21 protein-coding genes are annotated in these 23,516 nt (G+C 69.2%); 12 read left to right on the plus strand and 9 right to left on the minus strand.

Features of this window, described 5'->3' with window-relative positions; translation table 11 throughout:
- Positions 1–47: 47 nt before the first annotated feature.
- On the minus strand, positions 48–1,454 hold the full coding sequence (locus tag A3G1_RS33670) for a class I adenylate-forming enzyme family protein (protein ID WP_018348773.1): 1,407 nt from the start codon (positions 1,452–1,454) through the stop codon (positions 48–50).
- Complete coding sequence (locus tag A3G1_RS0107085; RefSeq protein WP_018348774.1) at positions 1,441–2,856, minus strand: aminotransferase class I/II-fold pyridoxal phosphate-dependent enzyme; 1,416 nt, start codon at positions 2,854–2,856, stop codon at positions 1,441–1,443. Before A3G1_RS0107085 ends, A3G1_RS33670 begins: the two co-directional genes overlap by 14 nt.
- A 220-nt stretch (positions 2,857–3,076) precedes the next feature.
- Between A3G1_RS0107085 and A3G1_RS0107090 the strand changes: the two genes are divergently transcribed.
- From A3G1_RS0107090 to A3G1_RS0107120, 7 genes are all read left to right on the plus strand, one after another.
- Positions 3,077–3,685 (plus strand): hypothetical protein, encoded by a 609-nt coding sequence (locus A3G1_RS0107090; protein ID WP_018348775.1) that lies wholly within the window; start codon positions 3,077–3,079, stop codon positions 3,683–3,685.
- Positions 3,686–3,688: 3 nt separating this feature from the next.
- Positions 3,689–4,873, plus strand: coding sequence for a sensor histidine kinase (locus tag A3G1_RS33675; RefSeq protein WP_018348776.1), 1,185 nt, complete (start codon positions 3,689–3,691; stop codon positions 4,871–4,873).
- Positions 4,870–5,553: a response regulator gene (locus tag A3G1_RS0107100; RefSeq protein WP_018348777.1), complete on the plus strand. Its 684-nt coding sequence runs from the start codon at positions 4,870–4,872 to the stop codon at positions 5,551–5,553. Before A3G1_RS33675 ends, A3G1_RS0107100 begins: the two co-directional genes overlap by 4 nt.
- Before the next feature lie 46 nt (positions 5,554–5,599).
- Positions 5,600–6,556 (plus strand): DUF1152 domain-containing protein, encoded by a 957-nt coding sequence (locus A3G1_RS0107105; protein WP_018348778.1) that lies wholly within the window; start codon positions 5,600–5,602, stop codon positions 6,554–6,556.
- A gap of 29 nt (positions 6,557–6,585) precedes the next feature.
- Positions 6,586–7,578 carry a phosphotransferase gene (locus tag A3G1_RS0107110; protein ID WP_018348779.1) on the plus strand — a complete coding sequence of 331 codons (993 nt, stop codon included), beginning with the start codon at positions 6,586–6,588 and terminating at the stop codon, positions 7,576–7,578.
- Between the two features lie 83 nt (positions 7,579–7,661).
- A complete protein-coding gene (locus A3G1_RS0107115; RefSeq protein ID WP_051110468.1) occupies positions 7,662–8,357 on the plus strand; it encodes a HEAT repeat domain-containing protein in 696 nt (231 codons plus the stop codon).
- Positions 8,358–8,396: 39 nt separating this feature from the next.
- Positions 8,397–9,398: a MerR family transcriptional regulator gene (locus tag A3G1_RS0107120; protein ID WP_018348781.1), complete on the plus strand. Its 1,002-nt coding sequence runs from the start codon at positions 8,397–8,399 to the stop codon at positions 9,396–9,398.
- Between the two features lie 6 nt (positions 9,399–9,404).
- Here the strand turns inward: A3G1_RS0107120 and A3G1_RS33680 are convergent, their stop codons facing one another.
- Positions 9,405–12,017 carry an ATP-binding protein gene (locus tag A3G1_RS33680; RefSeq protein ID WP_018348782.1) on the minus strand — a complete coding sequence of 871 codons (2,613 nt, stop codon included), beginning with the start codon at positions 12,015–12,017 and terminating at the stop codon, positions 9,405–9,407.
- Between the two features lie 247 nt (positions 12,018–12,264).
- On the opposite strand from A3G1_RS33680, the gene A3G1_RS0107130 reads away from it, so the two are divergent.
- The 3 genes from A3G1_RS0107130 (at position 12,265) to A3G1_RS0107140 (ending at position 15,765) form a co-directional block, all read left to right on the plus strand.
- Positions 12,265–12,765 (plus strand): RICIN domain-containing protein, encoded by a 501-nt coding sequence (locus A3G1_RS0107130; protein ID WP_018348783.1) that lies wholly within the window; start codon positions 12,265–12,267, stop codon positions 12,763–12,765.
- Positions 12,766–12,878: 113 nt separating this feature from the next.
- Positions 12,879–14,081, plus strand: coding sequence for a M64 family metallopeptidase (locus tag A3G1_RS0107135; RefSeq protein WP_018348784.1), 1,203 nt, complete (start codon positions 12,879–12,881; stop codon positions 14,079–14,081).
- 10 nt (positions 14,082–14,091) lie between these two features.
- Complete coding sequence (locus A3G1_RS0107140) at positions 14,092–15,765, plus strand: Xaa-Pro dipeptidyl-peptidase (protein WP_018348785.1); 1,674 nt, start codon at positions 14,092–14,094, stop codon at positions 15,763–15,765.
- Here A3G1_RS0107140 and A3G1_RS0107145 read toward each other — a convergent pair.
- Complete coding sequence (locus A3G1_RS0107145) at positions 15,746–16,981, minus strand: cryptochrome/photolyase family protein (protein ID WP_040477675.1); 1,236 nt, start codon at positions 16,979–16,981, stop codon at positions 15,746–15,748. The genes A3G1_RS0107140 and A3G1_RS0107145 overlap by 20 nt on opposite strands.
- Positions 16,982–17,032: 51 nt before the next feature.
- Here A3G1_RS0107145 and A3G1_RS40375 point away from each other — a divergent pair, with 51 nt between their 5' ends.
- The gene (locus A3G1_RS40375) at positions 17,033–17,185 is read left to right on the plus strand and encodes a hypothetical protein (protein ID WP_157640958.1); all 153 of its coding nucleotides are present in this window, start codon (positions 17,033–17,035) and stop codon (positions 17,183–17,185) included.
- A 41-nt stretch (positions 17,186–17,226) separates the two neighbouring features.
- Positions 17,227–18,762: a recombinase family protein gene (locus A3G1_RS39475; protein ID WP_083936790.1), complete on the plus strand. Its 1,536-nt coding sequence runs from the start codon at positions 17,227–17,229 to the stop codon at positions 18,760–18,762.
- A gap of 360 nt (positions 18,763–19,122) precedes the next feature.
- Here A3G1_RS39475 and A3G1_RS0107155 read toward each other — a convergent pair whose 3' ends face one another.
- From A3G1_RS0107155 to A3G1_RS0107180, 5 genes are all read right to left on the minus strand, one after another.
- On the minus strand, positions 19,123–20,910 hold the full coding sequence (locus tag A3G1_RS0107155; protein ID WP_018348788.1) for an FtsK/SpoIIIE domain-containing protein: 1,788 nt from the start codon (positions 20,908–20,910) through the stop codon (positions 19,123–19,125).
- Entirely contained in the window at positions 20,907–21,167 is a 261-nt protein-coding gene (locus tag A3G1_RS40380; RefSeq protein WP_157640959.1) for a hypothetical protein, read from the minus strand. Before A3G1_RS40380 ends, A3G1_RS0107155 begins: the two co-directional genes overlap by 4 nt.
- A gap of 144 nt (positions 21,168–21,311) precedes the next feature.
- A complete protein-coding gene (locus A3G1_RS0107165) occupies positions 21,312–21,500 on the minus strand; it encodes a hypothetical protein (protein WP_018348790.1) in 189 nt (62 codons plus the stop codon).
- Positions 21,501–22,673: 1,173 nt separating this feature from the next.
- Entirely contained in the window at positions 22,674–22,856 is a 183-nt protein-coding gene (locus tag A3G1_RS0107175; RefSeq protein WP_018348792.1) for a hypothetical protein, read from the minus strand.
- On the minus strand, positions 22,853–23,212 hold the full coding sequence (locus A3G1_RS0107180) for a hypothetical protein (RefSeq protein WP_018348793.1): 360 nt from the start codon (positions 23,210–23,212) through the stop codon (positions 22,853–22,855). Before A3G1_RS0107180 ends, A3G1_RS0107175 begins: the two co-directional genes overlap by 4 nt.
- Positions 23,213–23,516: the final 304 nt, after the last annotated feature.

The following is a 23,516-nucleotide window of genomic DNA, read 5'->3' on the forward strand; positions in this document are numbered from 1 at the left end:
CCAGAACGAGGCTGGGAGTTCCTGAATGGCGTCGGCCCCAGCTTTCCTCAGGCTGCTTTTCTGCTCGGGCAGATGGTGGCCTGGATGTGCGCGGCGAGCAGGCGGTGCCTGACCTTCCCCGTGGGGCTGTACGGGATGGTGTCGACAGTCGCGACGTGCACGGACAGGTCCGGCACACGCTGGGAGCACAGCCACCACACGCGGGCGTCGTCGCGCCTCCCCCACTGTCCGCTGGGGACGATGGCGACGCCGTAGCTGGTGCCGGACAGGCGGACCACGGCGGCGTTGCGGACCCCGGGCAGGTCGAGCAGGTCGGATTCGAGGCCGAAGCTCGCGACGCCCTCCCGGCCGGTCAGCGTCAGGGAGCCGTCGGGGGCGAGCCAGCCGGTGTCGGCGGTCACCAGGTAACGCTTGCGCTCGTGCTCGACGAAGCCGGCCTCCTCGTGCGGGTATCCGGTCATGAGCTGGTATCCGCCGAGCGCCACGCGGCCGGTGGTCCCGGCGGGCAGCAGTTCCCCGTCCGGGCCGAGGATCAGGACCCGGCTGCCGGGCAGCGGCCTGCCGGTGGCCAGCGGGTCACGTTCCAGGTCCTGCGGGGTGGCGAGCAGGTTCAGGCCGGTTTCCGTCGTGCCGTAGTACAGGTGCAGGACCGGGCCGAGCCGCTCGGCGGCCTGGCTGACCAGCCTGCGGCTCAGGTGCCTGCCGCCGGTCACCGCGAACCTGAGGTCCAGGTCTCTTCCCGTGTACCGGATGACCTCGCCCAGCACCGGCGGCACCATCAGCGTCGTCGTCACCCGCTCGGCGGCGAGCAGCCGGGCCAGCTCCGTCGGGTCGCCGGGCGGGCCGAGCACCACCGTGCCGCCGAGGGTCAGGTGCAGGCGGCCCCAGCCGGGCGCGGAGGCGTGGTACAGCGGGACGGTCAGCAGGTGCGTGTCGTCCGCCGTGAAGCCGAATCTCGTGACCAGGTCGGCGAAGCGGCGGGCCTCGAAGGGTACCGTCCGCATCACCAGCTTGGGCTGGCCGCTCGTGCCGGACGTGAAGCAGTAGGCCCGGTACGGCTGGAGTTCGCGGCCGGCCGGCTCGCGGGCTGGCTCGCCGAGGATCGCTGCCCGGCCTGTCCAGCCGGCCTGGGTGAGCTGGTGCTGGTGTTCCGGGGTCGTGAAGACCACGTCCGGGTCGAGCTGGCGGAGCGCGGCCGCCAGCCCGCCCGGGGACAGCGTGTAGTCGAGCCCGGTGAGCGGCACGCCGGCCGTGGCGCACGCCGCCATCGTCTCGACGAGCCGCCAGCAGTTCGGGGCGAGGAAGGCCGCGCGCTGCCGGGCGGGCAGCGACCTGGCCAGCCTGTCCACATCGGACGCCAGCCGCGCCCACGTGATCCGGGTGTTCCCGTCGACCAGCGCGGTCCGGTCCGGAGCCGCGACGGCATGCCTCCGGATGACATCAAGCGCGATCATGACTGTCTCCTCTGGTGAGTCCGGGTGCGAGTCCGATGAGTTTGGGTGCCCGGGGCTGGCGCCGGCCGTGGCCAGGGAGGACGAAGAGCTCGCAGCCGCTGGTGCGCAGGGCTGCGAGCACAGCCGGGTCCAGGTCCTCGCCGGGCAGGACGGCCGGGATGCCTGGCGGGTAGGGGATGACGAAGCTGCCCGGCTCCGGTACCGGGCGCGGCAGTGCGAGTGCCCTGAGCGCCGCGAGCAGCCGGGCCGCCATGACCTCGTCCACGCCGATGTGGAAGGAGAAGAGGACAGCGGTACCGATGTGCCGGGCTGCGTACACGTCGTGCTCCTCGAACAGCAGCCTGCGGAACTCCTCCCCCGGCATGCCCGCGTCCACGAGCACCTTGGCCGGGTCGTGCCGGGCGTACGGGGCCGGGGAGGCTCCGGTGCCGGGCAGCCGGTACACGGCGAGGCTCGGATCGGTACTGATCGCCTCCCGGAAGGCCGCAGCCAGCCGGATCGACCGGGCGACGAGCCCGGCCCCGTCCCGCTGGGCGTGGGCCCGGGCCAGGTCGAGGCTCGCCAGGATCGGGAAGCTCGGCGACGTGGTGTGCAGGCGGAACAGCTCGGCCCGTGCTCGGGAGAGGGTCTCCGGGGCGGCGGCGAAGTGCAGGTACGAGCCCTGCCGGAGCGCCGACATCGACTTGTGCGCGGAGTGCGTGACCGCGACGGTGAGGCCCCGATGGTCGCGTGCCCCGCGCAGCGCGGTCATGGCGGCCAGCTCCGGATGGAAGGCGTTGATCGCGCCCCACGCCTCGTCCACGATCACGCGGGCCGACGGGTTGGTCGCGGCCAGCTCACGGAGCAGGGCTGGCAGGTCGTAGAGCACGCCGTCGTACGAGGCCGCCGAGAGGACCACAGCCGGGTACGGCTCGGCCCGCGCCATGTCCAGCAGCGCTGCCAGGTCGGCCAGCACGGCCGGGCAGCCGCAGCCGCAGGGCCTGACCGGCGCGTAGTCCACCGTGGCCCCGGCGGCGTCGAGTGCGAAGTGGATGGACTGGTGGCAGGTGCGGTCGGCCAGTACCCGGCTGCCCGGCTCCACCAGCGTCCGGACCGCGACCGCGTTGCTCACGCACGACCCGGCCGACACGAACAGCGTCGCGTCGGCGCCGAACGCCTCGGCGGCCAGCCGCTGCGCCGCCCGGAGCGGGCCACGCGGGGCGAACAGCGAGTCGAGGACCGGGGCCGAGTAGGACACGTCGGCGGCGAGATGCGCGCCGTACAGCTCCTCGAACCGGCCGCGCAGCGCCGACCCGTGCACCGAACGGCCGCCGGAGAGCGGCAGTGCGTGGAAGGAGGCCACGTCGCGGCGGCCCAGGGCGCACAACGCGTCGGCGAGCGGGGTCGGATGGTTCGCGTGCATCTGCCGCCTCCTGGGTTCGCTGGGCACCCTTGATGCTTCGCCAGAACCGCCGGCGGATCGTCCAGCCTGGAGCGGAACTTCGCCCTCCACCCGCTCCCGCACCGGCCCGGCCCGGGTCCACCCGCAGGGGGAGGCCGGAGTTCAGCCCGGAAAGGGACGCGCCCGGGGGTGATTTGATGCTGAAATGTGGATGTATGCCACTTTGAACGGGAGCAAAGTGATGTCAAACGTGAAAACCATCGTCTTTGTACACCGGTACCTGGACGGCACCGGAGCCACGGCGGGAAACGAGCAGGTCACGGGGCTGCTCGTCGACCCGGCGCTGGTGATGGTGCCGTCCCCGCCGAGCTGGCTGTCCGGCGGCGCCCGGCTCGTGGCGGCGATCTCGGCCACGGGAGCCGGCGACGGCGCCGAGGCCGGCCAGGGGCTGCCGCCGCCGGAGGTCATCGCCGGGCGGCAGCTCTACCTGCTCGGGCTGGGCAAGGAACCAGCCGTCGGATACCTGCGGCTGGCCAGGCCCGCCAGCCACGCCCCGATCGAGGCCGGCCCGGACACGACTGCCCGGCTCGACGAGGCGTTCGGACCAGCGGAAGGCGACTACTGGGAGGCCATGCGGCTGGCAGGCCTCGTCTCCGGCGGCGAGCGGGAACTGGCGGCCGGAGAGCTGGCCCCGCACGGGCTGGCTGGCCTGCTCTCCGCAGCCGGTGACGTCGAGCCTGTCCGGGCCACGGAGACCATAGTGGACTCGCTCGCCGACCTGCTGACGCGGGACTGCTGCAAGCCTGTCTTCCCGCGTACCTGCTGCGAGAACTGCTTCGCGGGCTGGTAGGAGATGGGTACCCGGCTGCGGCGCGTCACCGGCGATCTCCTGCTGGCGGCAGCCGCCTGCGTGCTCGACCTGCTGATGTTCTCCTACCTCGGCGGGAAGACGCAGGCGCTGCCGACCTGGATGGTGGCCGGCTACGCCGCGGCCGGGTACGCCGCGCTGCTCTGGCGGCGCCAGGCTCCCGTGGTCGTCTTCGGGATCATGTGGGCACACAGCCTGGTCGCGGCCCTGACCCCGCCGCTGCGGTACTTCCCGACGGTCGGGGTCCTGGTCGCGCTGTTCACCCTGGCGCTCCACCGGGGGCGCAACGCTGGGCGCGCGGCGCTGGCCGGGTACGCAATCTTGATGGTTTTCAATGTCATGGAACTGGTGACGCTCGTCGACGAGGACAAACTCCGGATCGGGATCGGGCAGACGGCAGTGCTGGCCACCTACGGGCTCGCCGCGTGGGCTGGCGGGCGGCTGGTCGCGATCACCCGCTCCCTGGCCGCTGCCGAGGCACGGGAGGCGGTCAGCGCCGAGCGGCTGCGCATCGCCCGCGAGCTGCACGACATCGTCGCCCACTCCGTCACCGTGATGATCCTGCAGGCCGCAGGCGCGCAGCGCATGCTGACCACGGACCCGCCGCGCGCCAGCCGGGCGATGTCGGAGATCGAGACCATCGGCAAGCAGGCGATGGACGAGCTGCGCCGCCTGCTCAAGCTGCTCCGCGACGATGACGACGGCCGGTGCCCGACCGGCCCGCAGCCCGGCCTGGCCGAGGTGCCCCGGCTGCTCAGCGGCATCCGGGGAGCCGGCATCACTGTCCGGTTCGAACAGGACGGCGTGGCCGGGCAGCTCGACCCGGGCGCTGACCTCGCCGCCTACCGGATCATCCAGGAGGCGCTGACCAACGTGACCAAGCACGCGCAGCGCGGCGCCAGCGCCACGGTCCGGCTGGCCTGGTCCAGCGAGGAACTCACCATTCAGGTCGTGAACGGACCCGGCCACAGCCCCCAGTCAGCGCAGCTCAGCGCCCTGTCGGCCGGCTACGGCCTCTACGGCCTGCGCGAGCGCGCCGCGCTGACCGGCGGGCTGTTCACCGCGCGGCCCACCCCGGACGGCGGCTTCGCGGTGATCGCCACGCTCCCGGTGAACAGTCCCCCGCAGACCGAACCTGATCTGCCCGAAGCCGAACGGGAGGCGTCATGACGATCCGGATGCTGCTCGCCGACGACCAGCCACTGGTCCGTACCGGCGTCGCGATGCTGCTCGACGCCGAGCCCGACATCGAGATCCTCGGCGAGGCCGACGACGGGCAGGCCGCCGTCGACGCGGCCCGCGACCTCCAGCCCGACGTGGTGCTGATGGACGTCCGGATGCCGGTGATGGACGGCGTGGAGGCCACCCGGCTGATCACCGCCGACGGGTTCGGCGGCCCGGAGGAGCACACGATCAAGGTCCTGGTCCTGACCACGTACCACGTGGACGACGCCGTACTCGCCGCACTGCGCGCCGGGGCCTCCGGTTTCGTGCTCAAGGACGCGGCACCGACCGAACTCGTCGCGGCCGTCCGGGCCGTGGCGGCCGGTGAGGCGTGGCTCGACCCGGCTGTGGCGAAGGGGCTGCTGACCGAGTTCGCCGCCCGGCCGTCGAGCCACGTACCGGCACCCGCCGAACTGGCACAGCTCACCGGGCGCGAACGTCAGGTACTGGCGCTGGTCGCGCACGGGCTGTCCAACACGGAGATCGCCGACCATCTCGTCCTCGGCGAGGCGACCGTCAAGACGCACTTCGGCCGGGTACTCATGAAACTCGGCCTCCGCGACCGCCCCCAGGCGATCGTCGCCGCCTACCGCGTCGGCCTCGTCACGCCGCAGGACCGCCCGTAACTCGCCCGGTACTGTGGGCGGCTGCCTCACCCAAGGAGCCGCCGCCGTGCACTCGCTCGCCACGCCACCGCTGTTCGCCGCGCTCCGCGCCTCCCGCCGGGTACTCATCGCCGGAGCGGGCGGCGGTTTCGACGTGTACGCCGGGCTGCCGCTGGCGATCGCGCTGCTGGACGCCGGCGTCGAGGTCCACCTCGCCAACCTGTCCTTCACCCAGCTCGAGCTGCTGGACATGAGCGCATGGCTGGCTCCGAACGTCGCCACGGTCACGCCAGCGACACCGGGTCCCAGCGACTACTTCCCGGAGCGGACCCTCGCGACCTGGCTGGCGTCGGAGGGCCTGCCGTCGACTGTGTACGCCTTCAGCGGCTGTGGCGTGGCGCCGCTCCGGCAGGCGTACCAGGACCTGTCCGAGCACCTGGGCATCGACGCTGTCGTGCTGGTCGACGGCGGCACGGACATCCTGATGCGCGGCGACGAGACCGGTCTCGGCACGCCGGAGGAGGACATGGCCAGCCTCGCCGCCGTGGCCGGCCTGAGCCTGCCGGTCAAGCTCGTCACCTGCCTCGGGTTCGGCGTCGACGCCTATCACGGCGTCAACCACACGCAGGTACTGGAGAACATCGCGGCGCTCGACCGGTCCGGCGCGTACCTCGGCGCGCTGTCCATTCCCTCCCGGAGCCGCGAGGCCCAGCTCTACCGGGCGGCTGTCGCCCATGGCCAGGCGGCCACGCCCATGCGGCCCAGCATCGTGCAGAGCCAGATCGCGGCGGCCAGCCTCGGCGAGTCCGGGGACGTCCACGCCACCCGCCGGACCGCTGGCAGCACGCTGTTCGTGAACCCGCTCATGGCCGTGTACTTCACCTTCGACCTCGACGGCCTGGCCGCCTCCTCGCTGTACCTCGGCAGGCTGGAGGACACGGCCGGCCTGCGCCAGATCAGCCTCCGGATCGAGAAGTACCGCGAGACCGTCACACCCCGGATCCCGCGAGCCTTCCCCCACTGACCCGCGCCCCCGCCCGGCACAATGGCCCGATGGTCGCTCGCGGGGTGGTGGAGCCGGCGTGGTTCGCGCCGGGCTGGTACGACGATGTCTGCCTCGTCCTCGACGAGGTCCTGGCCAGCCGGGGCCTGAGGCGGGCCGGGCCGGTGTCGCGCGTGAAGTACTGGAGCATGTCCACAGTGGTCCGTGTGCCCACCAGCGGCCCGGACGTGTACCTGAAAGCCGTGCTGCCGGGCCTCGCCCGCGAGCCGCACGTCATCGGATACCTGTCCCGGCGCTGGCCGGCCTCGGTGCCGGAGATCCTGGCCGCCGGTGACGGCTGGTGGCTGATGGCCGACTTCGGCGGGACGAGCGCCCTCGCCCTGCCGGAGGACGACCGGCTCGGAGCCCTCGCGGCCCTGGTGGAGATGCAGCGGGCCCTCGCCGGCGACACAAGAGGGCTGGAGGCCGCCGGATGCCCGGTACTCGGAGCCCGGGAGCTGGAGAAGCAGATCCCCCTGCTGCTGGCCCGTGATGACCTGTGGGCGGCCGACCCGGTTCCCGGACAGTGGTCCCGGCCTCTCGGCCCCGGCGGATACGCCCAGCTCCGCGCCCTGGAACCCTACCTGCTGGACTGCTGCGAGTACCTGGAGTCCGGGCCGCTGCCCGCCACGCTGAGCCACGGCGACTTCCACCCGGGCAACGCCGTCAGGAGAGCTGACGGGTTCCTGATCCACGACTGGAGTTTCGCTGCCGTCAGCCACCCGCTGCTGGACCTGGCAGCCTTCCTGCACGACGCGGGTGAGCCTGCCGCCGCCAGGTACCTGGCCCACACCCTGGACGCCTGGTGCGACTACGCGCCCCGGCCCGGCATCGAACGCTGCTGGTCGGCGGCCAAGCCGCTCGGAGCCGTGGCGGAGATCCTGAAGTTCGCCGCGCTCGCGGACGCGGCCGGGCCCAGGCACGAGGCGAGCTGGCTGCCGATGGTCCACGGCTGGGCGCGCCGGCTCCTGCGGGCCGGGGAGTACACGGGCTGGCCGGTCTGAGGGTCTGTTCTCGTTCCGCGAAAACCCCGCGCCTTGACCTTGTCACCGTGACAAGGTCTGTAATCGGGGTGGAGGTGCAGCACATGACGCACGAAGACAGGCACGAGACAGGCACGGGTACGAACACGGGCGCGGGTTCGCGGCTGAGGGCCGCGCTGGAGGCTCCGGCTTCCTCGGTGCGGCTGCGGGCGGCGCTGGCCGCCGGGACGGTGCCCGACCCGGGGAACATCGGGCTGCTGGTCGAACGGTGCGGGGTCGAGCCGGACTTCTTCGTGCGCGACATGCTGACGTGGGCGCTCACCCGGCACGACCCCTCGTCCACAGTCGACATGCTCCTGGCCGAGCTGAGGTCCGGGAACCCGCAGGCCCGGAGTCAGTCCCTGCACACCCTGTCCAAGATCGGCGGCCCGCGCGTCTGGCCGGCGATCACGCGGGACCTCCTGCGGGACGCTGACGACGAGGTCGCGCGCACCGCGTGGCGGACGGCGGCGGGGCTCGTACCGGAAGGGCAGGTCCCCGGCCTGGCAGCGGAGCTGTCGAGTCAGTTCAACCGGGGTGACCGGGACGTGCAGAACAGCCTCAGCCGCGCCTTCGTGACCCTCGGCTCCCCGGCGATGCCCGTCGTCGAGCAGGCGAAGTCGGCCAGCGACCCGGGCGTACGCGCGCATGCCCTCGCCACCGAGCGGATCATGCTCGACCCGGAAGTGGGCTTCGACGCCGCGATCGCTGAGGCTCAGCGGGTCGTCGCGCTGCGCGGCGCGCCGCTGGCGGGCGGATGAACGAGGACACGGGTTGAACGAGGACACGGGTGAACGAGGATGCTGATCGGTGAGGTCGCCGAGCAGTCCGGGATCAGTGCCCGGATGCTGCGGCACTACGACCGGATCGGCCTGGTGTCGCCGACCGGGCGCACGCACGGCGGGTACCGGCAGTACTCGGAGGACGACGTCCGCCGGCTCTTCCACGTGGAGGGGCTCCGCTCGCTCGGCCTGAGCCTGCAGGAGATCGCGGGCGTGCTCGGTGACCTCTCGTTCAGCCCCGCGTCGATGGTCGAGCAGCTCCTCGCCCGCACGCGCGAGCGCCTCGCCCGTGAGGAGGAGCTGCTCCACCGGCTCGGGCTCGTGCAGGCCAGCGACCCGGGCGCGTGGTCGGAGGTGCTGCGCACGATCGGGCTGATGCGCGGGCTGGAGGCGTACAGCCCCTCGGCGCGCCAGCGTGCCGCGCTGTCGCTCGACCAGGAAGCCGACCGGGCCACAGCCCTGCTCGCGGAGGCGGTCCTGAGCGAGGCCGATCCGCACGTCGCCGGCGCGCTGCACTGGGCTCTGGCCCGCGCGGGCGAAGGCGCGATCCCGATGCTGGCCGAGGCCCTGGACTCGCCGGACACCGGGCGGCGGCACCGTGCCCTGGCCGCGCTGGCGAAGATCGGTTCACCGGCCGCCCGCGCGGTACTCGCCGAAGCCTTCCGGCACGACGATCCGCTGGTGAGCGCACGCGGCGCACTCGCACGCGGGCAGCGTGGTGACGCGGACGCCATCCCCGCACTCGTCGCCCTGGTCGTCAGCGGGCGCGACGATGTCGAGGCCGCCGACGTACTCGCAGCTCTCGCCGCCCAGCCCGGCCGTGCGGGGGAAGTCGCCAGCGCCATCGCCGCCGGGCTCACGGGAGCCGCCGAACCGGCCCGCCGCCGGCTCACCGCTGCCCTGGCGGACATCCCCGGCCCGCTCGCCCAGGCCACGCTCACGGCTCTGCTCGACGATCCCGGCAAGGGGGTCGCGGTCACTGCGGCCTTCGTGCTCCGCGAACGCTCACGCGAGGCCTGAACCGCTTCAGGCCGGGCCGGCGGCTGCGATGACCCTGGCCAGGCGGCCGGCCCGCAACTGGCTACCGGTGAGTTCGCGGATGCGGAGCGCCTCGCGTGCGGCGTCCCGCGCGGAGGCCGGCTCGCCGCTGGCCAGGTACAGGCAGGTCAGGAGTTCCCAGGATTCGCCCTGGATGTCCTGGAAGCCAGCACCCTGCGCGATTCTCAGCGCCGCCTCGGCACTCGCCCGGCCGGCGTCCATATCGGACTGTGCTAATTGCACAGCTGCCAGTTCGTTCAGGGCTGACGCTGTCTCGTCGAGGCTGCCGGCGGCCGTGGCCTGCCGGATCGCCTGGTCGAGATGGTCGGCGGCCTCACTCAGCCGTCCGAGGTCGTGGAGGATCCGGCCGGCGTTGTAGAGGCAGGCGGCTTCGGTGCGCGGGTCCCCGAGTGCCCGGGCCGCGCGGACCGCCTGCTGGATCCTGTCTGCGGCCGCTGCCAGGCTCCCCGCGTTCCGGTCGATTTCCGCGAGGCCGAGGGTGGCCGCGATCAGGGCTGTCTGGTCGCCACCGCGCCCGGCGAGGGCCAGCCCAGCCTCGAAATGGGCCCGGGCCGTTTCTGCCTCACCCAGGGCGTGGCAGGCAAAACCCAGGAGGTACCTGCCAGCTGCCGTCCCCTCCGGGTTGCCCAGCTCCCGCTGGACGCTCAGGGCGTCCTCGTAGTACGCCCGCGCGGCGCGGAAGTCGCCGAGCAGGTTGGCGACACTGCCGAGGTTGGACAGCTTGATGGCGGCGTTGGCCCGCGCCCCGGTCAGCTCGTCGTACCCGAGCGAGCGGGTGAAGTGCCGCCGGGCCAGTTCGAGCTGGCCGGAGTGCATGTGCAGGACGCCGAGGTTGCCCGTGATCGTGGCCAGCCCCGGGAGCCACCCGGCACGCTCCGCCGCGACGGAAGCCTCGCCGTACCCGGCCGCCGCCAGCTCCGTGTCGCCCGCGCACCGGCGCAGGTCAGCCAGGCTGAGCAGGCCGGCGGCCAGCGCCAGCGGATCGGCGGAGCGCCCGGCTCTGAGCACGGCAGCCGTCGCTGTGGCCTCCCAGTCCGCGAGGTGACGGCGCAACGTGAAGTAGCCGCGCATCCCGTCGGCGATCAGCACGCACAGATCTTCGTGTGCCGGGGTCTCCGTCGTGGTCACGGCCGCCACCAGGTTCTCCCGCTCGGTGTCCAGCCAGGCGATCGCGTCTTCCTGGCTGCCGAAGGCGAGCGGCTCGGCCTGGGCCGGCAGGCGGGCACTGCGCGGGTACAGCAGGCGCGCCGCACCCTCCACACCCGCCGCGTACCAGCTCAGCAGCCGGCCGAGCGCGCCTGCCGTCTCGTCTTCGCCGGCCGCCAGGCTCGCCGCGTAGGCGCGGAGCAGGTCATGGCACCTGTACCGCCCCGGTACCGGTTCTTCCAGCAGGTGGGCGTCACGCAGCTCGGCGAGCGCGCTGGCGGCGACGTCCTCCGGTGCCGCCATGAGCTGCCCGGCGGCCCTGGCGCACACGCTGGGGCCCGGTACCGCGCCGAAGAGCGTGAACAGCCGCCGGGCTGTCGGGCGCAGCCGGGCCAGCGAGAGGTCGAACGCCGCCTTGACCCCCGCGTCATCGCCCGGGATGGCCAGCTCGCCGATCCGGTCGCCGCGCAGCCGCCGGACGTAGCCTGCCAGGCTCATGCCCGGCTCGTCGGCCAGGTTCGCGGCGGCGATCCGCAGTGCCAGCGGCAGGAACCCGCAGGCCTGGGCCAGTTCCACGGCCGCACCGGGCTCGGCGAGCACCCGGCCGGAGCCGAGGAGCCGCCGCAGCAGCACGATCGCCTCGTCCGGCGGGAGCGAGCCGAGCACCAGGCGGCTGGCACCGTTCATCGCGACCAGGCCCGGCAGGCTGTGCCGGCTGGTGATCAGGGTCAGCGAACGGCCGTCTCCGGGCAGGAGGTGGCGTACCTGCTGGGCGCTGGCCGCATTGTCCAGCACGACGAGCACGGCCCGGTCCGCCAGCAGGCTCCGGTACGCCGCGCCCGCCTCGTCCACACCGGACGGTATCCGCTCGGCTGGCATGCCGAGCGCGCGGAGAAACCGGCCCAGGACCTCCGCCGGGGAGGCCGGCAGCCCTTCGGCATGCCCGCGCAGGTCCGCGTACAGCTGGCCGTCGGGGAAGCGCCCGGCGTTGTCGTATGCCCAGCGCAGGGCCAGCGCGGTCTTCCCGGTACCGGCCGCGCCGCCGACGGCTGTGATCACGATGGAGCCGTGGGCGGGCTCGGCCCCGCTGGTCCGGGCGAGCATCCGGTCCAGCCCGGCCAGCTCGGCCGACCGGCCGGTGAAGTGCCGGTCGGCGGCCGGGAGCTGGCGCGGCATCTCACCCCGTACGCCGGCTCTCGCAGTCCCTTCGACGGCGGGGCCGAGCTGCTGGCAGAACACCGCCCGTTCGTCGGCCGAGGCGCCGAGCGCGTCGCACAGCGCCCGGAGTGAGGACTGGCGCGGCTTCCCCCGGCCGGCCTCCAGGTTGCGGATCGTGCGCACCGAGACCCCGGACCGCTCGGCCAGTTCCTCCTGCGTGAGCACGGCACGGGTACGCATCGTGAGCAGCACGGCAGCCCAGTCCCCAGAGGTCACCCGTTTTCCTCCCCCGACAGCCCGGGGCCGATGCGACCCCGGTGCAGCATCCGACCGTAGGCGATGACCGGCCCGGCCATGCGTGATCTTTGCCGTCCTGTAATCACTCCGTCATATCGGACCGCGCCAGCCCTGCTGCCCCCAGTTGCCGGTCTGTTGCCGGTCGGCTGCCTGTTCTCGCAGGTCAGGCCGGGTCAGGCTGAACGCGGCTCACAAGTGGACCATGCACTCAGGAGGTACGAACACCATGAAGGTGCGCTGGAAGGTAGCCGCCGCGGCGGCAGCGATGATCTCACCACTGGCCGCCGCCACCCCGGCCCAGGCCGGCAGCGGATTCTGGTACCAGTCGGTGCCCAGCGGGCTGTGCCTCACCGCCCAGGAGTGGAACATGGGCCAGGTCAGCATCCAGGGGTGCGATGACCGGCCTGGCCAGAACTGGGCACACGAACGGGTGTACACCAGCAGCGGCGTCGAGTATGTGCGGTTCCGCTCACAGAACGGGTACTGCATCACCGAGGACGTCACTGACGGAGCAAGCGTGTACATGATCGACTGCAACGCCACCCACAACACCTCGGCCCGCTGGTGGCGAGTCGTGGAGAACGGGGGCCGCTACTCCTTCATCGGCCTCAACTCCGGAAACCGTTGCCTGAACGCCAACGGTGAGTCATGGGGCGCCCCGGTCGTCGCGGCGGCGCCGTGCGCACCGGGCGACGGCAGCATCAGCCCCTGGGACACCTGGTACTAGGAACAGGCGAGCGGGCATCACCTCAACATGATGGATATCTGAGATGGGTCCTGACTGTTCATTGACGTTCATAGTGAGTCCACCTGGGAAACCCCTCACCCGGAGGAAACGCTATGAGAGTCAAGCTTGCCCTCGTGGCCGGCGCGGTCCTCGCGCTGGCCGCCACCGTGTTACCCGGCACGGGTAACACGGCAGACCGCAGTACCCGGACCGAGCTGATGGAGGTGTTCAGCCCGGACGGGTCGATCACCCGCACCAAGGTGAAGCTGCCGAAGGTGGAGGCGGCAGCCGAGCCGCAGGCCCTGGCGGCGGCGGAGGTCGTGCCGATCGAGGTCAACGGGCCGAGTTCGAGCCGCTTCGACCTCGTGTTCGTCGGCGACGGGTACACCAGCTCGCAGATGGCCCTGTACAACTCGCACGTGAAGAGCAAGTGGGCGGAGATCGCTGCGTTCGAGCCGTTCAAGAGCCACCGGACCCAGTTCAACGTGTGGCAGGTCAACGTGATCTCCCAGCAGTCCGGTGTGGACAACGACCCGACCAACGGGATCCGGAAGAACACCGCGCTCGACATGGGATTCTGGTGCGGCGGCACGGAGCGGCTGCTGTGCGTGAACCAGACCAAGGCCAAGCAGTACGCGGCTGCCGTCGCCGACGTCGACCAGGTGCTCGCGCTCGGCAACAGCACGAAGTACGGCGGCGCGGGCGGCGGGGTCGCCACGGCTTCCGGCGGCAACGCGCAGTCGGGGCAGGTCGCGATCCACGAGCTGGGTCACTCGATGGGCGGGCTGGCTGACGAGTACACGTACGGCAGCGGCGACTGCTACCCCTACGGCGAGCCGTCCGAGTCCAACGTCTCCAAGCTCACGGCAGCGCAGATGCAGTCACAGCAGCGCAAGTGGTACCGGTGGATCGGCCAGGTCTCGCCGGACGGCGGCACGGTCGGCGCCTACGTCGGCGGCCGCTACTACACCCGGTGCATCAACCGCCCGACGGACAACTCGATGATGCGCTCGCTCGGCAGGCAGTTCAACCTGCCCGGCCGGGAGGCGATGGTCGCGTCGTTCTACCGGGAGAGCGGCGTGATCGAAGGGTTCTCCTCCGACAGTTCCAACCTCTGGGTGAAGCCGGTCGACGGCGGTTCCGTGGAGTGGAGGGTCGACGGCGCTCCGCTGGCCGGCAACGGCCTCGCGCCAGCGGCCCTGCCGTCCGGCACGCACACGGTGACGGCGACGGTCACGGTCCACACGGACTGGGTCCGCGACCCCGAGCTGCTCAAGCACCTCACCCAGACCGTGTCATGGACCGTGACGAGATGAGCGTGACGGGATGAGACTCGTGCTCGTGGCGGCGATGGCTGGCTCCGTGCTGGCCGTCGCCGCCCCGGCGCATGCCGCGCCGGGACTCCTCGTGGAGGAAAGGGTCTACGTCGAGTCGGCAGTGGACAGTGACCGGGACGGCCGGCTCGACCGGATCGCGCTCGACATCTCACGGCCGTCCGGCACGGCGAAGGTGCCGGTCATCTTCGAGCACAGCCCGTACCGGTCGGGCGGCAACAACGTGCCGAACTACGGGGTCAACGTCTCCCAGCTGCCGCAGGAGGCGCTGTTCGGCCTGCCGGGCGGCCCTGCTGACGGGCCGGCGCTGGTCAAGCCGGACCTGCCCGGCTGGCTCGACGACTACTTCGTGCCGCGCGGGTACGCCGTCGTGCTCGGCCACAGCCTCGGTACCGGCCCGTCGGACGGCTGCCCGACGAGTGGCGACCAGCAGGAGACGCTGGCGACGAAGGCCGTGATCGACTGGCTGAACGGCAGGGCCAGGGGCTTCAACTCCTCCGGCGGGCTGGTCACGGCGTCGTGGAGCACCGGAGCTGTCGGGATGACGGGCGTGTCCTACAACGGGACACTGCCGAACATGGTCGCCACGACGGGCGTGCCGGGGCTCAAGACGATCGTCCCGGTGGCCGCGATCTCCAGCTGGTACGACTACTACCGGGCCAACGGGCTGGTCGTCGCGCCCGGCGGGTACCAGGGCGAGGACGCCGACGTGCTGGCCAAGTACGTCGACACCGGGCCACGGAACTGCTCGGCGCAGGTCGCGGAGATCACGGCGGCGCAGGGCCGGTCGACCGGTGACTTCACGCAGTTCTGGCGGGACCGGGACTACGTACCCCTCGCCTCGCAGGTCAAGGCGAGCGTGTTCGTCGTGCACGGGCTCAACGACTGGAACGTGAAGACCGGCCAGTTCGCCCAGTGGTGGGACGCGCTCGGCAGCGCCGGGGTACCCCGGAAGCTGTGGCTGCACCAGGGCGGGCACGGGAACCCGAGCCGGAGCACCTACCAGTCGACGCTGGCCCGCTGGTTCGAGTACTGGCTGAAAGGCGTCGACAACGGCATCATGCGCGAGCCGATCGCCGACGTGCAGCGGGAAAGCGGCTCGTGGGCGACCTACTCGTCCTGGCCGCAGGGCACCCCGGTGACCTACTACCCGTCGTCCACCGGCGCGCTGAACCGGACACCGGGAACGTCGTCCGTGCAGAGCTTCACCGACCAGGGCCGGACGATCAGGGCAGGCACCCTGGCCGCCAGCCCGGCGGCGTCCAACCCGAACCGGCTGGCCTACCTCACACCGGCCCTGTCCACCCCGGCCAGGCTGTCCGGCACGGCGACGGCCGAGCTGCGGATCGCGCTGCCGTCCCGCAAGGCCGCGAACATCACGGCCCTGCTGGTCGACTACAGCAGCTCGGGATCGCCGGCCATCGTGACGCGAGGCTGGATCGATCCGCAGAACCGCACGTCGGCGTCCACTTCGGAGGCTGTCGTGCCCGGCACGTACTACACGGTCCGGTTCAACCTCCAGGCCAAGGACTACGTCTTCGCGGCCGGGCGGCAGATCGGGCTCGTCGTCATCTCGACCGACTACGACTACACGCTCCGCCCGAACGGCGGGACGGTCGTCAACGTCGACCCCGGCGCGAGCAGGCTCACCCTGCCGCTCGTGTAGGCCGGATCTTGCTCTCCGCCCAGCGTTTCCGCTGGGCGGAGAGCAGTTCCGGTGCCCAGCGCTCGATGTATGTGCCATCAGGGTCGAAGCGGCTGGCCTGACGGTCCGGGTTGAAGCGCCGATAGGGCTTGCTGTCATTCCCGGTACCCGCGACCCACTGCCAGTTTCCGTAGTTGTTCGCCACGTCGGCGTCGAGCAGCCACCGGTCGAACCAGGCAGCTCCGGCCCGCCAGTCGAGCCCGAGCTGCTTGGTCAGGTAGGAGGCCGTGATCATGCGGGCCCGGTTGTGCATGAAGCCTTCCGCCTGGAGCTGCCGCATGCCGGCGTCGACGACGGGTACCCCGGTCCGGCCCTCCTGCCAGGCGGCGAGCGCGACCGGATCGTCGGCCCAGTCGTCGGCGGCCCCCGGCCGGTATGCCTTGTCCGGCAGGCCGGGGAAACCGGCGAGTACCTGCTGGTAGAAGTCGCGCCAGCAGAGCTGCCGGACGTAGGGCTCGGCGTGCGCGGTGGCGTTCGCCAGTACCAGCGGGGAGAGGCACCCGAGGTGCAGGTAGGCGCTGAGCCGGGACGTGCCGCCGGCGTTGGCCAGCTCGTCGTGCGTGTCGCCGTATCCGTCCACTCTGGACAGCCAGCACTCCAGGGCGTCGAGCGCGGCGGGCTCGCCGTCGCCCGGCCGCGCCTCCAGTTCGCCGGGTTCGATGCCGGGCGGGAGTGTCACGCGATCGGGCGGGGGTAGTTCGGCACGGCGTGGGTACTCCTGCCAGGTCCGCCAGTACGGCGTGAAGACCTTGTAGTGGCTGCCGCCGCCCGACGGCCGGAGCGCGCCGGGCGGTACGACCGTGACTCCGTCGAACAGCCGGACAGCCAGCCGGTGCCGCTCACCCTCCGCGAGCAGCCGGGCCTGCCGCCGGGCCGCGTACCTGCTCACGTCCGCCGCCAGCCCGATGCCCTCCGCGTGGTGCTCGGCCGCCAGCCTGAGCGCCTCGGCCACCGGGTCCCCGTACCGGATGATCAGGTCTCCGCCGAGGGCCCGCAGCGAACCACGCAGCCCGGCCAGGCACCTGGTCAGGAAGTCCCGCCTGATCGGTGAGACACGGATCTCACCGTCGTGGACGAACAGCGGGATGACCTGGTCAGCGACCCGGCAGGCGGCGTGCAGCGCCGGATTGTCGTGCACCCGCAGGTCCCTGGTGAACAGCACCACAATGGTACGCATCCGGACATTGTGCCCTGGCCCGCATGGTTACTCGGTGGTAACTTGGCGGGTATGCGCGCTGCCACTCTCCGCCGGGGCATGAACCTCTGGCCACCGTTCCTGTTCGCCGGGATCAGGGTGCTCAAGCTCTCCGGCGACTTCCGGCACGCCGAGGTCCGGCTCCGCCAGCACAAGTGGAACGTCAACTATGTGACCTGTCGCTAGAAGCTAGATCCGTTGGTACCCTAGCGATTGGGAGGCGGATCATGGCGAATCCTAGCAGGCGAATTTGGAAATCAATTGAAGAATTCCTAGCCGCTGGCGAATCCGTAGCAGCTCTTACCTATGAGCGCGCGAGCGCCGACCGATTCCGCCGAAGCAAGCGTGTTGGTAAGAGCGTGAAGGATCAGCACCGAGAAAACCTAGCGGTGATTGCTCGGCGCGGCTGGACACATCTCGACTCATTCCGCGATAACGACTTGTCCGCATCCCGCTATGCAACAAAAGGCCGGCCGGGTTTTGAATTGCTCATGGAGGCCATCGCTTCCGGTCGCGGAGATGTGCTCGTGGTTTGGGAGTTGGCTCGGACCCAGCGCGACCTAGCCGTGTATGTGGAACTTAGGGATCTCTGTTTAGAAAACGGCTTGCGCTTTTGGATGGTTGGCGATCGACTTTACGACTTGGCGAACAAGGATGACAAACTCTCCCTTGGGAACGCCGCAATTCAAGGCGAATACAATGCCGACAATATCAGTGCTGGGGTGCAACGTGGACTTGAAGGAACCGCCATTGCTGGTATGCCACATGGCCGAGCCCCGTACGGATATCGTCGCGTCTATGATCCGGAAACAAAAGAGTTTGTCCGGCAGGAACCTGACGACACCGAACATGTCAGTCCGGCTGGCATCAAGTACACGCCAGCTAAAGTCGTCCGGGAGATTTTTGGAGAGCTTGAGGCCGGGCGATCGATAACCCGAGTAACGCAGTCGCTCAACGATCGCAAGATACCCTCGCCGGGCGGTAAGACTTGGGCTCGATCGGCGGTGCGCCTAATTGGCCTGACTCCTACTTATGCCGGGCTTCGCGCGCATTATCAGAACATCTATAAGGCAGTGTGGGAGGGGATTGTCACGCCTGAGACCTACTGGGCTGTTAAGCGACTGCTTAGCGATCCATCGCGAGTCCACACCCGCCCCTCGCGGGCTCAGTACCTACTTTCCTACATCGCTCGTTGCGAGGTTTGCAAGGGGCCGCTTGCTCGTGTGCACATCCCCTACAAGGGCGGCTTTGATAGCTACCGCTGTCTTGACCGGGGCTGTGGTGAAGTCCGCAGGGAAGAAATGGATGACTTCGCCAACAAGACCATGATTAAATGGCTTTCCGATCCGGAAATCCACGCCAAGCTCATTGAAGCGGCCGGCACCTCAGACGAAGAAACACAGAAAGCCACTATCGAAAAGACGCGGCTTGAGCTTGATTTGGAAAACTGGGAGCGGCAAGCAATAGCCGGCAGCGTGACTCCGGAGTTCTTCGGCAAGATTCAAGTTGACCGGATCGCCAAGATTAAGGAGCAGGAAGAGATTATCGAGTCAGCGAAAATTCCCTCCATCCTCCGTGGTCTAATAGGGCCTGATGCTGAGCGCCGTTGGGGCAAAGCTCCGCTTGAAGTGAAGCGGGAAGCACTTCGGCTAACCTCACGGATCGAGGTAGCGCCAACGGGAGACCCGAAGGATCGCTACCTTGGGAACTTGGGGAAACGGGTTGACTGGGATTGGATCTACGGCAAAAAGACAAAGAACTGAGGGCACGTGAAGAGGGCGGAATGACAGTTGTCATTCCGCCCTCTTCACGTGCCCTCAGTCACTAGGCCTCACGTCATATCGCAGCATCTTTGCAAGGCGCACGGCTAGTTCCATTGTTAGCGGCGGAGCCCTTTTCACGATTCGCTCAATCGCTTCATCAATATCTTTATCTCGTTCTGAGTTCTGTTCCTCCTTTGAGTTCGGGTCAGGAACCGCACCATTCAAGCTCTATATCACCTCCCCTCCCACAGGATGTGACGCTGTGTGATCGTCCGGGGTTCGTCCGTCCGTCCGCGCGTGGCTCCTACGCGCGCAGGCGTGCGCGGACGGGCGGACGCGGACGATCACACAGTGCCGGCGCTACCTGGTAGCGTCCTTGGCTTTCCAGTAGCCGCGTGCTGTCCGCTCGGCGCGGCCGGCTTGGGCGTGTTCCTGTAGCCGGTCATAGACCCACGTGCGGCCTTTCCGGGTGATGTCCATGAGGTCGCCTACGGAGATGCCGATCGGTGGCGCGGCCTGTAGAGCGGCCCAAAGTGTTTCTTCGGGTGTCCGGTTTCCGGCCGGCTTGCGCTGTCCGGGGATAGCCGGCCTGGTTTCCTTCCTCCTTTCCTCGGTGCCGGAGACTGTGATGGCCGGCCGGTGGTTTTCGTTGGCGGCAACAACTCGTTTCACATCGTCGTCTGTGGTGAGGGTTGCGCGTGCCCTTTTCGGGTGCCGGTGTTCCGGGCTGGAAAGCAGGAACTTCCCGGCGGCGTCGAGGGTGTGAAGGTGCCAGCCGTTTTTGACCATCCCCTGAGACAGGATCAGATCCCCGTCACCTTTTTCGACTACTCGCAGCCCTAGGCGGATATCCATCTGAGAGCGGATAGCGGAGCGGCCCATAGCCTTTTGCGTCGGCCGCTGAGTCGCAATCAGGAAATTGACGGCGACCGCCCGGCCGAGCCTTGCGATAGAGTCCGCGATCGGCATTGCTTCCTCTGGCAATTCCGCGAACTCGTCAATGACGATGACCAGTGCGGGGTTTTCCGGAGTGGGGTTCCACACCCGTTCGCCTCGCTCAGCCAGCGTCCGCGCCCGGTCGTGCAGGACCGAGAATGCGTCCTGTAGCAGCGGCAGGACTTGCTGCGGGTTGGTCGCCAGCCGGTCAAGGCACGGAAGCCAGGGGCCTAGCTCCATTCCTCCTTTCAGGTCGATACCCCAGACAGCGCAATCGGGTGAGCTGACGAGGTGGGCAAGAATGGTGTTCAGGACACCCGACTTGCCCGACCCGATGACGCCACCGACTAGCGCGTTACGGCGGAGCATGGAAACGCTCACCGCGTCCCCGTCCTCATACACGCCCAGCGGAACGGGTTTCGTGATGGACGCTGAGCCTGCCGGAATCGGGGTGTAGGTGATCGGCTCTGCGTGCGGATCGGTTTCGATCACGCGCACGGTGACTTTATCGGCGCGTTCAGGGTCGATCTCGACTCGGATGGCTCCGGGCCGGGTTGCTAGTTCCGACTCGATAGACGGGATAGCCGCGATGACATTCTGTGCCGTCTGCCCGCGCTTGAGACCAAGACGGAATGTGTAACCCCAACGTCCGACAATCGCGGATTGAATGTAGGAGCCGGAAAGTCCCACGGCGTCGGCGACGTGGGGCCATGCGGCCAGCGACCTTTCCACCCTCACCTTGGCGCGCCGCCGGTGGTGTGCCCACCAGGGCGCGCCGAGCACCACCAGGCCCACGAGCCAGAGCAGCGGGAGGGGCGGGGCCATTGACCCCATACCCGCTGCGGCGGCTAGCCAGCCCGCGGTGGCCCCGGCGGCGCCGGTCGCATAGGCCCGTTCGGCTGGGCGGTCCAGAGCGGCCCACCGTCGCATGTGGCCTACCCACCGAGGGAGTACCCCCAGAACGGCCGTCAGAGTGACGCTGAGGGCCGTTAGCCACGGCCACCAAGCCTGGTGTGCGGCGTGCAGCCACACACCCGTCAGGAAGACCACGATGGCGGCCCAGATCGGGGCCAGCTCCGAGCGGTAGCGGTACATGGCGCGGAATACCGCGCCGATCAACGCGAATACTGTGCCGCCCTCATGGGTGATCAGGTAGAGCGGCTGCGGATCGTGCCGCCCGAAACGGCGGCCCCGGTTGCGCCGCCGCATCATGAGCGGCCCCGGCGATGGGCATTCAGGGGGTGTCCCGGCGGCAGTGCCGGGAGTTCATCCAAGAGATACGACCAAGGGTCGTCTTCGCCTTCCGCGTCCGCCATCAGGGCGGCCCGTGCGGCAGCGATCAGGTTAGCGTGACGCAATTGCCAGTCACGCAGGTCATCCTCTAGCAGGGACAGCGCGCGGTATACCTCGCTGAGTTCGGTGGTCCGTGCGTCGATGATGTCCGTCAGTTCATCGACCTTGTTGCGCAACTCCTGTTCTGCCCGGTACTGCCTGCTGCTGTTCGTCAGAGCGCATCACCTCCAAAAGTTAGACAGTCCTCCGCATCGATTCGATGGCAGTCATTGGCGTTTCCTTCCCACCCGGCAGTCCGGGCGCATGGAACGGGATTGCGGTTACGAGATGGACCCTGCGACCGTGTCGACCAAGTCCACAATGGCCGTCCCGATCGGGGTTCCAGCCAGAGACAGGCCGAAGATGGTTGCAACGGTGGCGTGCCAGACCTTGTGGCCGTCCTTAGCGACGGTGAGCCACATCAAGAGCCCGAACACGAGCGTCACGGAGATTGCTACCTCAGTCTTCATGCATGCACCTTCCTTTCTGGTGTCGATAGATTTGCCTTTCTCGAATTTGGTTGTTTGTCAGGTCCGGCTTGGCCGGTGTTCTACATCAGGTCCGAGCGGTCTCCGGCCGGCCGGCACGACTTACGCCGCATCCACCGCGACCGGGCCGAGCACTTCACGCACCGGACGCGGCCGGTCTCCGCCGTCGCCCCGCACTCGCAACCCCTAACGGACTCGTGCATCTTGTGAGTTTCCATCGTGAATCACCCTCCCCAAATCGTTGACTTGTTCCCTGAACCTGGTACCTCCCGGCACGCCACGTGTACTCACAATTACCGACTTGCACAGCGCGTAGCCCCCGGTACCATCGGTACCGAGGGTTCGCGCCCTCAGGCCACCCCGCCCTAAATCTTGTTCAGGGACAGGGGCGGGGTGGCCCCTCAGTCTGCTAAGCCAAATGGCTTCCTTCCGCACATCGGAAAACGTCTCTGTGTTCGGGGAACCCCGCCCTTCTGACCTGACAGGGTTCCCCTTCCGTGCCCCGGGCCGGTCAAGGCCGGGACACCCCGCGCGCCGTCTGCACGTGCAGCTAGCCGGCGCTTACTGCCCGGCTAGCCGCGTCACGAGAATGGGCGGTAGCCGTCTTGCTTGCCTTGCTGCACACAAGGCCCTATCAGCGGCGGGTGTTTTGCTGGCACCACCCGACAACCAACCCGCCGCCATCCATCTCCCGCCGCACATGCCGGGAGACATCTTGGGCGGGGTACCCCCTTTCGGTGGTTGCGCCCGTGAGCGGGGGTACCCCCGTGCGGCCCTTGCCCACCGCACGCTTCCGGCCCCTTGGTTGGGTGTGGGCCGGGAATGCACTAGCCGGAGCGGGAAACAGCGGAGTCTGTGAGTTCCGTTTCCCGCCGCACAGCTAGTGCGCTCCGGGAATGCCGCCGTCAGCTGACAGCCCCAGCGGCATTCCCGGAAACCTAGATTTCGAGCGTCCGCGTCGCGCTACACGCTTTATCGGCCTGCTGTCGCGCCGCACACGGCCATACCACCGAATGCCCGTTCTCTAAGCACCCGAAGCACAAACCCTTCTTGCCCGGGAGCCTTCTGTGGAGACTGCTCATGCTCTGGGGCGAGAGAGTCGCCTTGACGAACGACTCCCAGTCCGCCACGTCCTTAGCTGAACGCTCCGGGAAGCTAGACATTGCCCCACCACACGCGGCAATAGCCCCGCTTGACGTCGTCGCGGCCAAGCCACTCAGCGAACTTCGTTTCGGCCGTTTTCCTGTCGGCGTACACGATCTCGGCAAGCGGCCGGCCCATCGTCCCGAACTTCCCGGGTTCGATGGCGGCCAAGACGACCCGCCACTGAGGCATCATGACAGCCCCCTTTCCGTAAGCCACTCCACCGCCTTGTTGTAGGAGGGGCACGGCCACGGGCGCTCGCCGTTCTTCCAGCAGTCGTAACAGCCGACGCAGTTCCCGGTCATCTCGCCCCAGCCCTCGGGGAACTTTTTGAGGTGCAGGTCGCGGATAGCCCGTGCGATGTGCTCCGAATCGATCTGGTTGCGGGAGATGCAATTCAGGAACTCGTTCGCTTCCTGAAAGCGCAGGCACGGCCAGACAATCTCCCCGCCGTGCTCTTTCCTGCAACCGCCGCACAACTCGCCCTCACCCTTGCGAGGCTGCTTGTGCTTCGAGGCTTGGTCATGCGCTTCGTCCACGGTCTGGACCACCGCTAACCACCTCCCTCCCACAACCCGTGTTCCACAAGGAACTGACGTGCTTCCGAATACCGGTCGCACGGCCAGCGGCACAGCGAGCGATCCAAGTCCCAGCAACCCATGCAGCAACCGCGCCGGCTTTCAGCGCCGTCCGTGATCTGGGTGTGAGACTCAATCACCGTCCGGGCCGAATCCGCCGAACCGATCTTGTACACCGCGACCACCTCCCTCCTGAGTCGGCGAGCCTCCCCGCTAGGGGTGGAACCTGACCGTCCAAGTTGACCGGTGTGGCCTTCCTGATCAGCAGAGCCGCTAG

Source organism: Longispora albida DSM 44784, assembly GCF_000379825.1.
Lineage (GTDB): Bacteria > Actinomycetota > Actinomycetes > Mycobacteriales > Micromonosporaceae > Longispora > Longispora albida.

Excerpts from the sequence above, each read along its gene's own strand:
- A3G1_RS33670 (WP_018348773.1), bottom strand. The coding sequence starts at position 1,454 with ATGATCGCGCTTGATGTCATCCGGAGGCATGCCGTCGCGGCTCCGGAC.
- A3G1_RS0107085 (WP_018348774.1), bottom strand. The coding sequence starts at position 2,856 with ATGCACGCGAACCATCCGACCCCGCTCGCCGACGCGTTGTGCGCCCTG.
- A3G1_RS0107090 (WP_018348775.1), top strand. The coding sequence starts at position 3,077 with ATGTCAAACGTGAAAACCATCGTCTTTGTACACCGGTACCTGGACGGC.
- A3G1_RS33675 (WP_018348776.1), top strand. The coding sequence starts at position 3,689 with ATGGGTACCCGGCTGCGGCGCGTCACCGGCGATCTCCTGCTGGCGGCA.
- A3G1_RS0107100 (WP_018348777.1), top strand. The coding sequence starts at position 4,870 with ATGACGATCCGGATGCTGCTCGCCGACGACCAGCCACTGGTCCGTACC.
- A3G1_RS0107110 (WP_018348779.1), top strand. The coding sequence starts at position 6,586 with ATGGTCGCTCGCGGGGTGGTGGAGCCGGCGTGGTTCGCGCCGGGCTGG.
- A3G1_RS0107115 (WP_051110468.1), top strand. The coding sequence starts at position 7,662 with ATGACGCACGAAGACAGGCACGAGACAGGCACGGGTACGAACACGGGC.
- A3G1_RS0107120 (WP_018348781.1), top strand. The coding sequence starts at position 8,397 with ATGCTGATCGGTGAGGTCGCCGAGCAGTCCGGGATCAGTGCCCGGATG.
- A3G1_RS0107130 (WP_018348783.1), top strand. The coding sequence starts at position 12,265 with ATGAAGGTGCGCTGGAAGGTAGCCGCCGCGGCGGCAGCGATGATCTCA.
- A3G1_RS0107135 (WP_018348784.1), top strand. The coding sequence starts at position 12,879 with ATGAGAGTCAAGCTTGCCCTCGTGGCCGGCGCGGTCCTCGCGCTGGCC.
- A3G1_RS0107140 (WP_018348785.1), top strand. The coding sequence starts at position 14,092 with ATGAGACTCGTGCTCGTGGCGGCGATGGCTGGCTCCGTGCTGGCCGTC.
- A3G1_RS0107145 (WP_040477675.1), bottom strand. The coding sequence starts at position 16,981 with ATGCGTACCATTGTGGTGCTGTTCACCAGGGACCTGCGGGTGCACGAC.
- A3G1_RS40375 (WP_157640958.1), top strand. The coding sequence starts at position 17,033 with ATGCGCGCTGCCACTCTCCGCCGGGGCATGAACCTCTGGCCACCGTTC.
- A3G1_RS39475 (WP_083936790.1), top strand. The coding sequence starts at position 17,227 with ATGGCGAATCCTAGCAGGCGAATTTGGAAATCAATTGAAGAATTCCTA.
- A3G1_RS0107155 (WP_018348788.1), bottom strand. The coding sequence starts at position 20,910 with ATGATGCGGCGGCGCAACCGGGGCCGCCGTTTCGGGCGGCACGATCCG.
- A3G1_RS0107165 (WP_018348790.1), bottom strand. The coding sequence starts at position 21,500 with ATGAAGACTGAGGTAGCAATCTCCGTGACGCTCGTGTTCGGGCTCTTG.
- A3G1_RS0107175 (WP_018348792.1), bottom strand. The coding sequence starts at position 22,856 with ATGATGCCTCAGTGGCGGGTCGTCTTGGCCGCCATCGAACCCGGGAAG.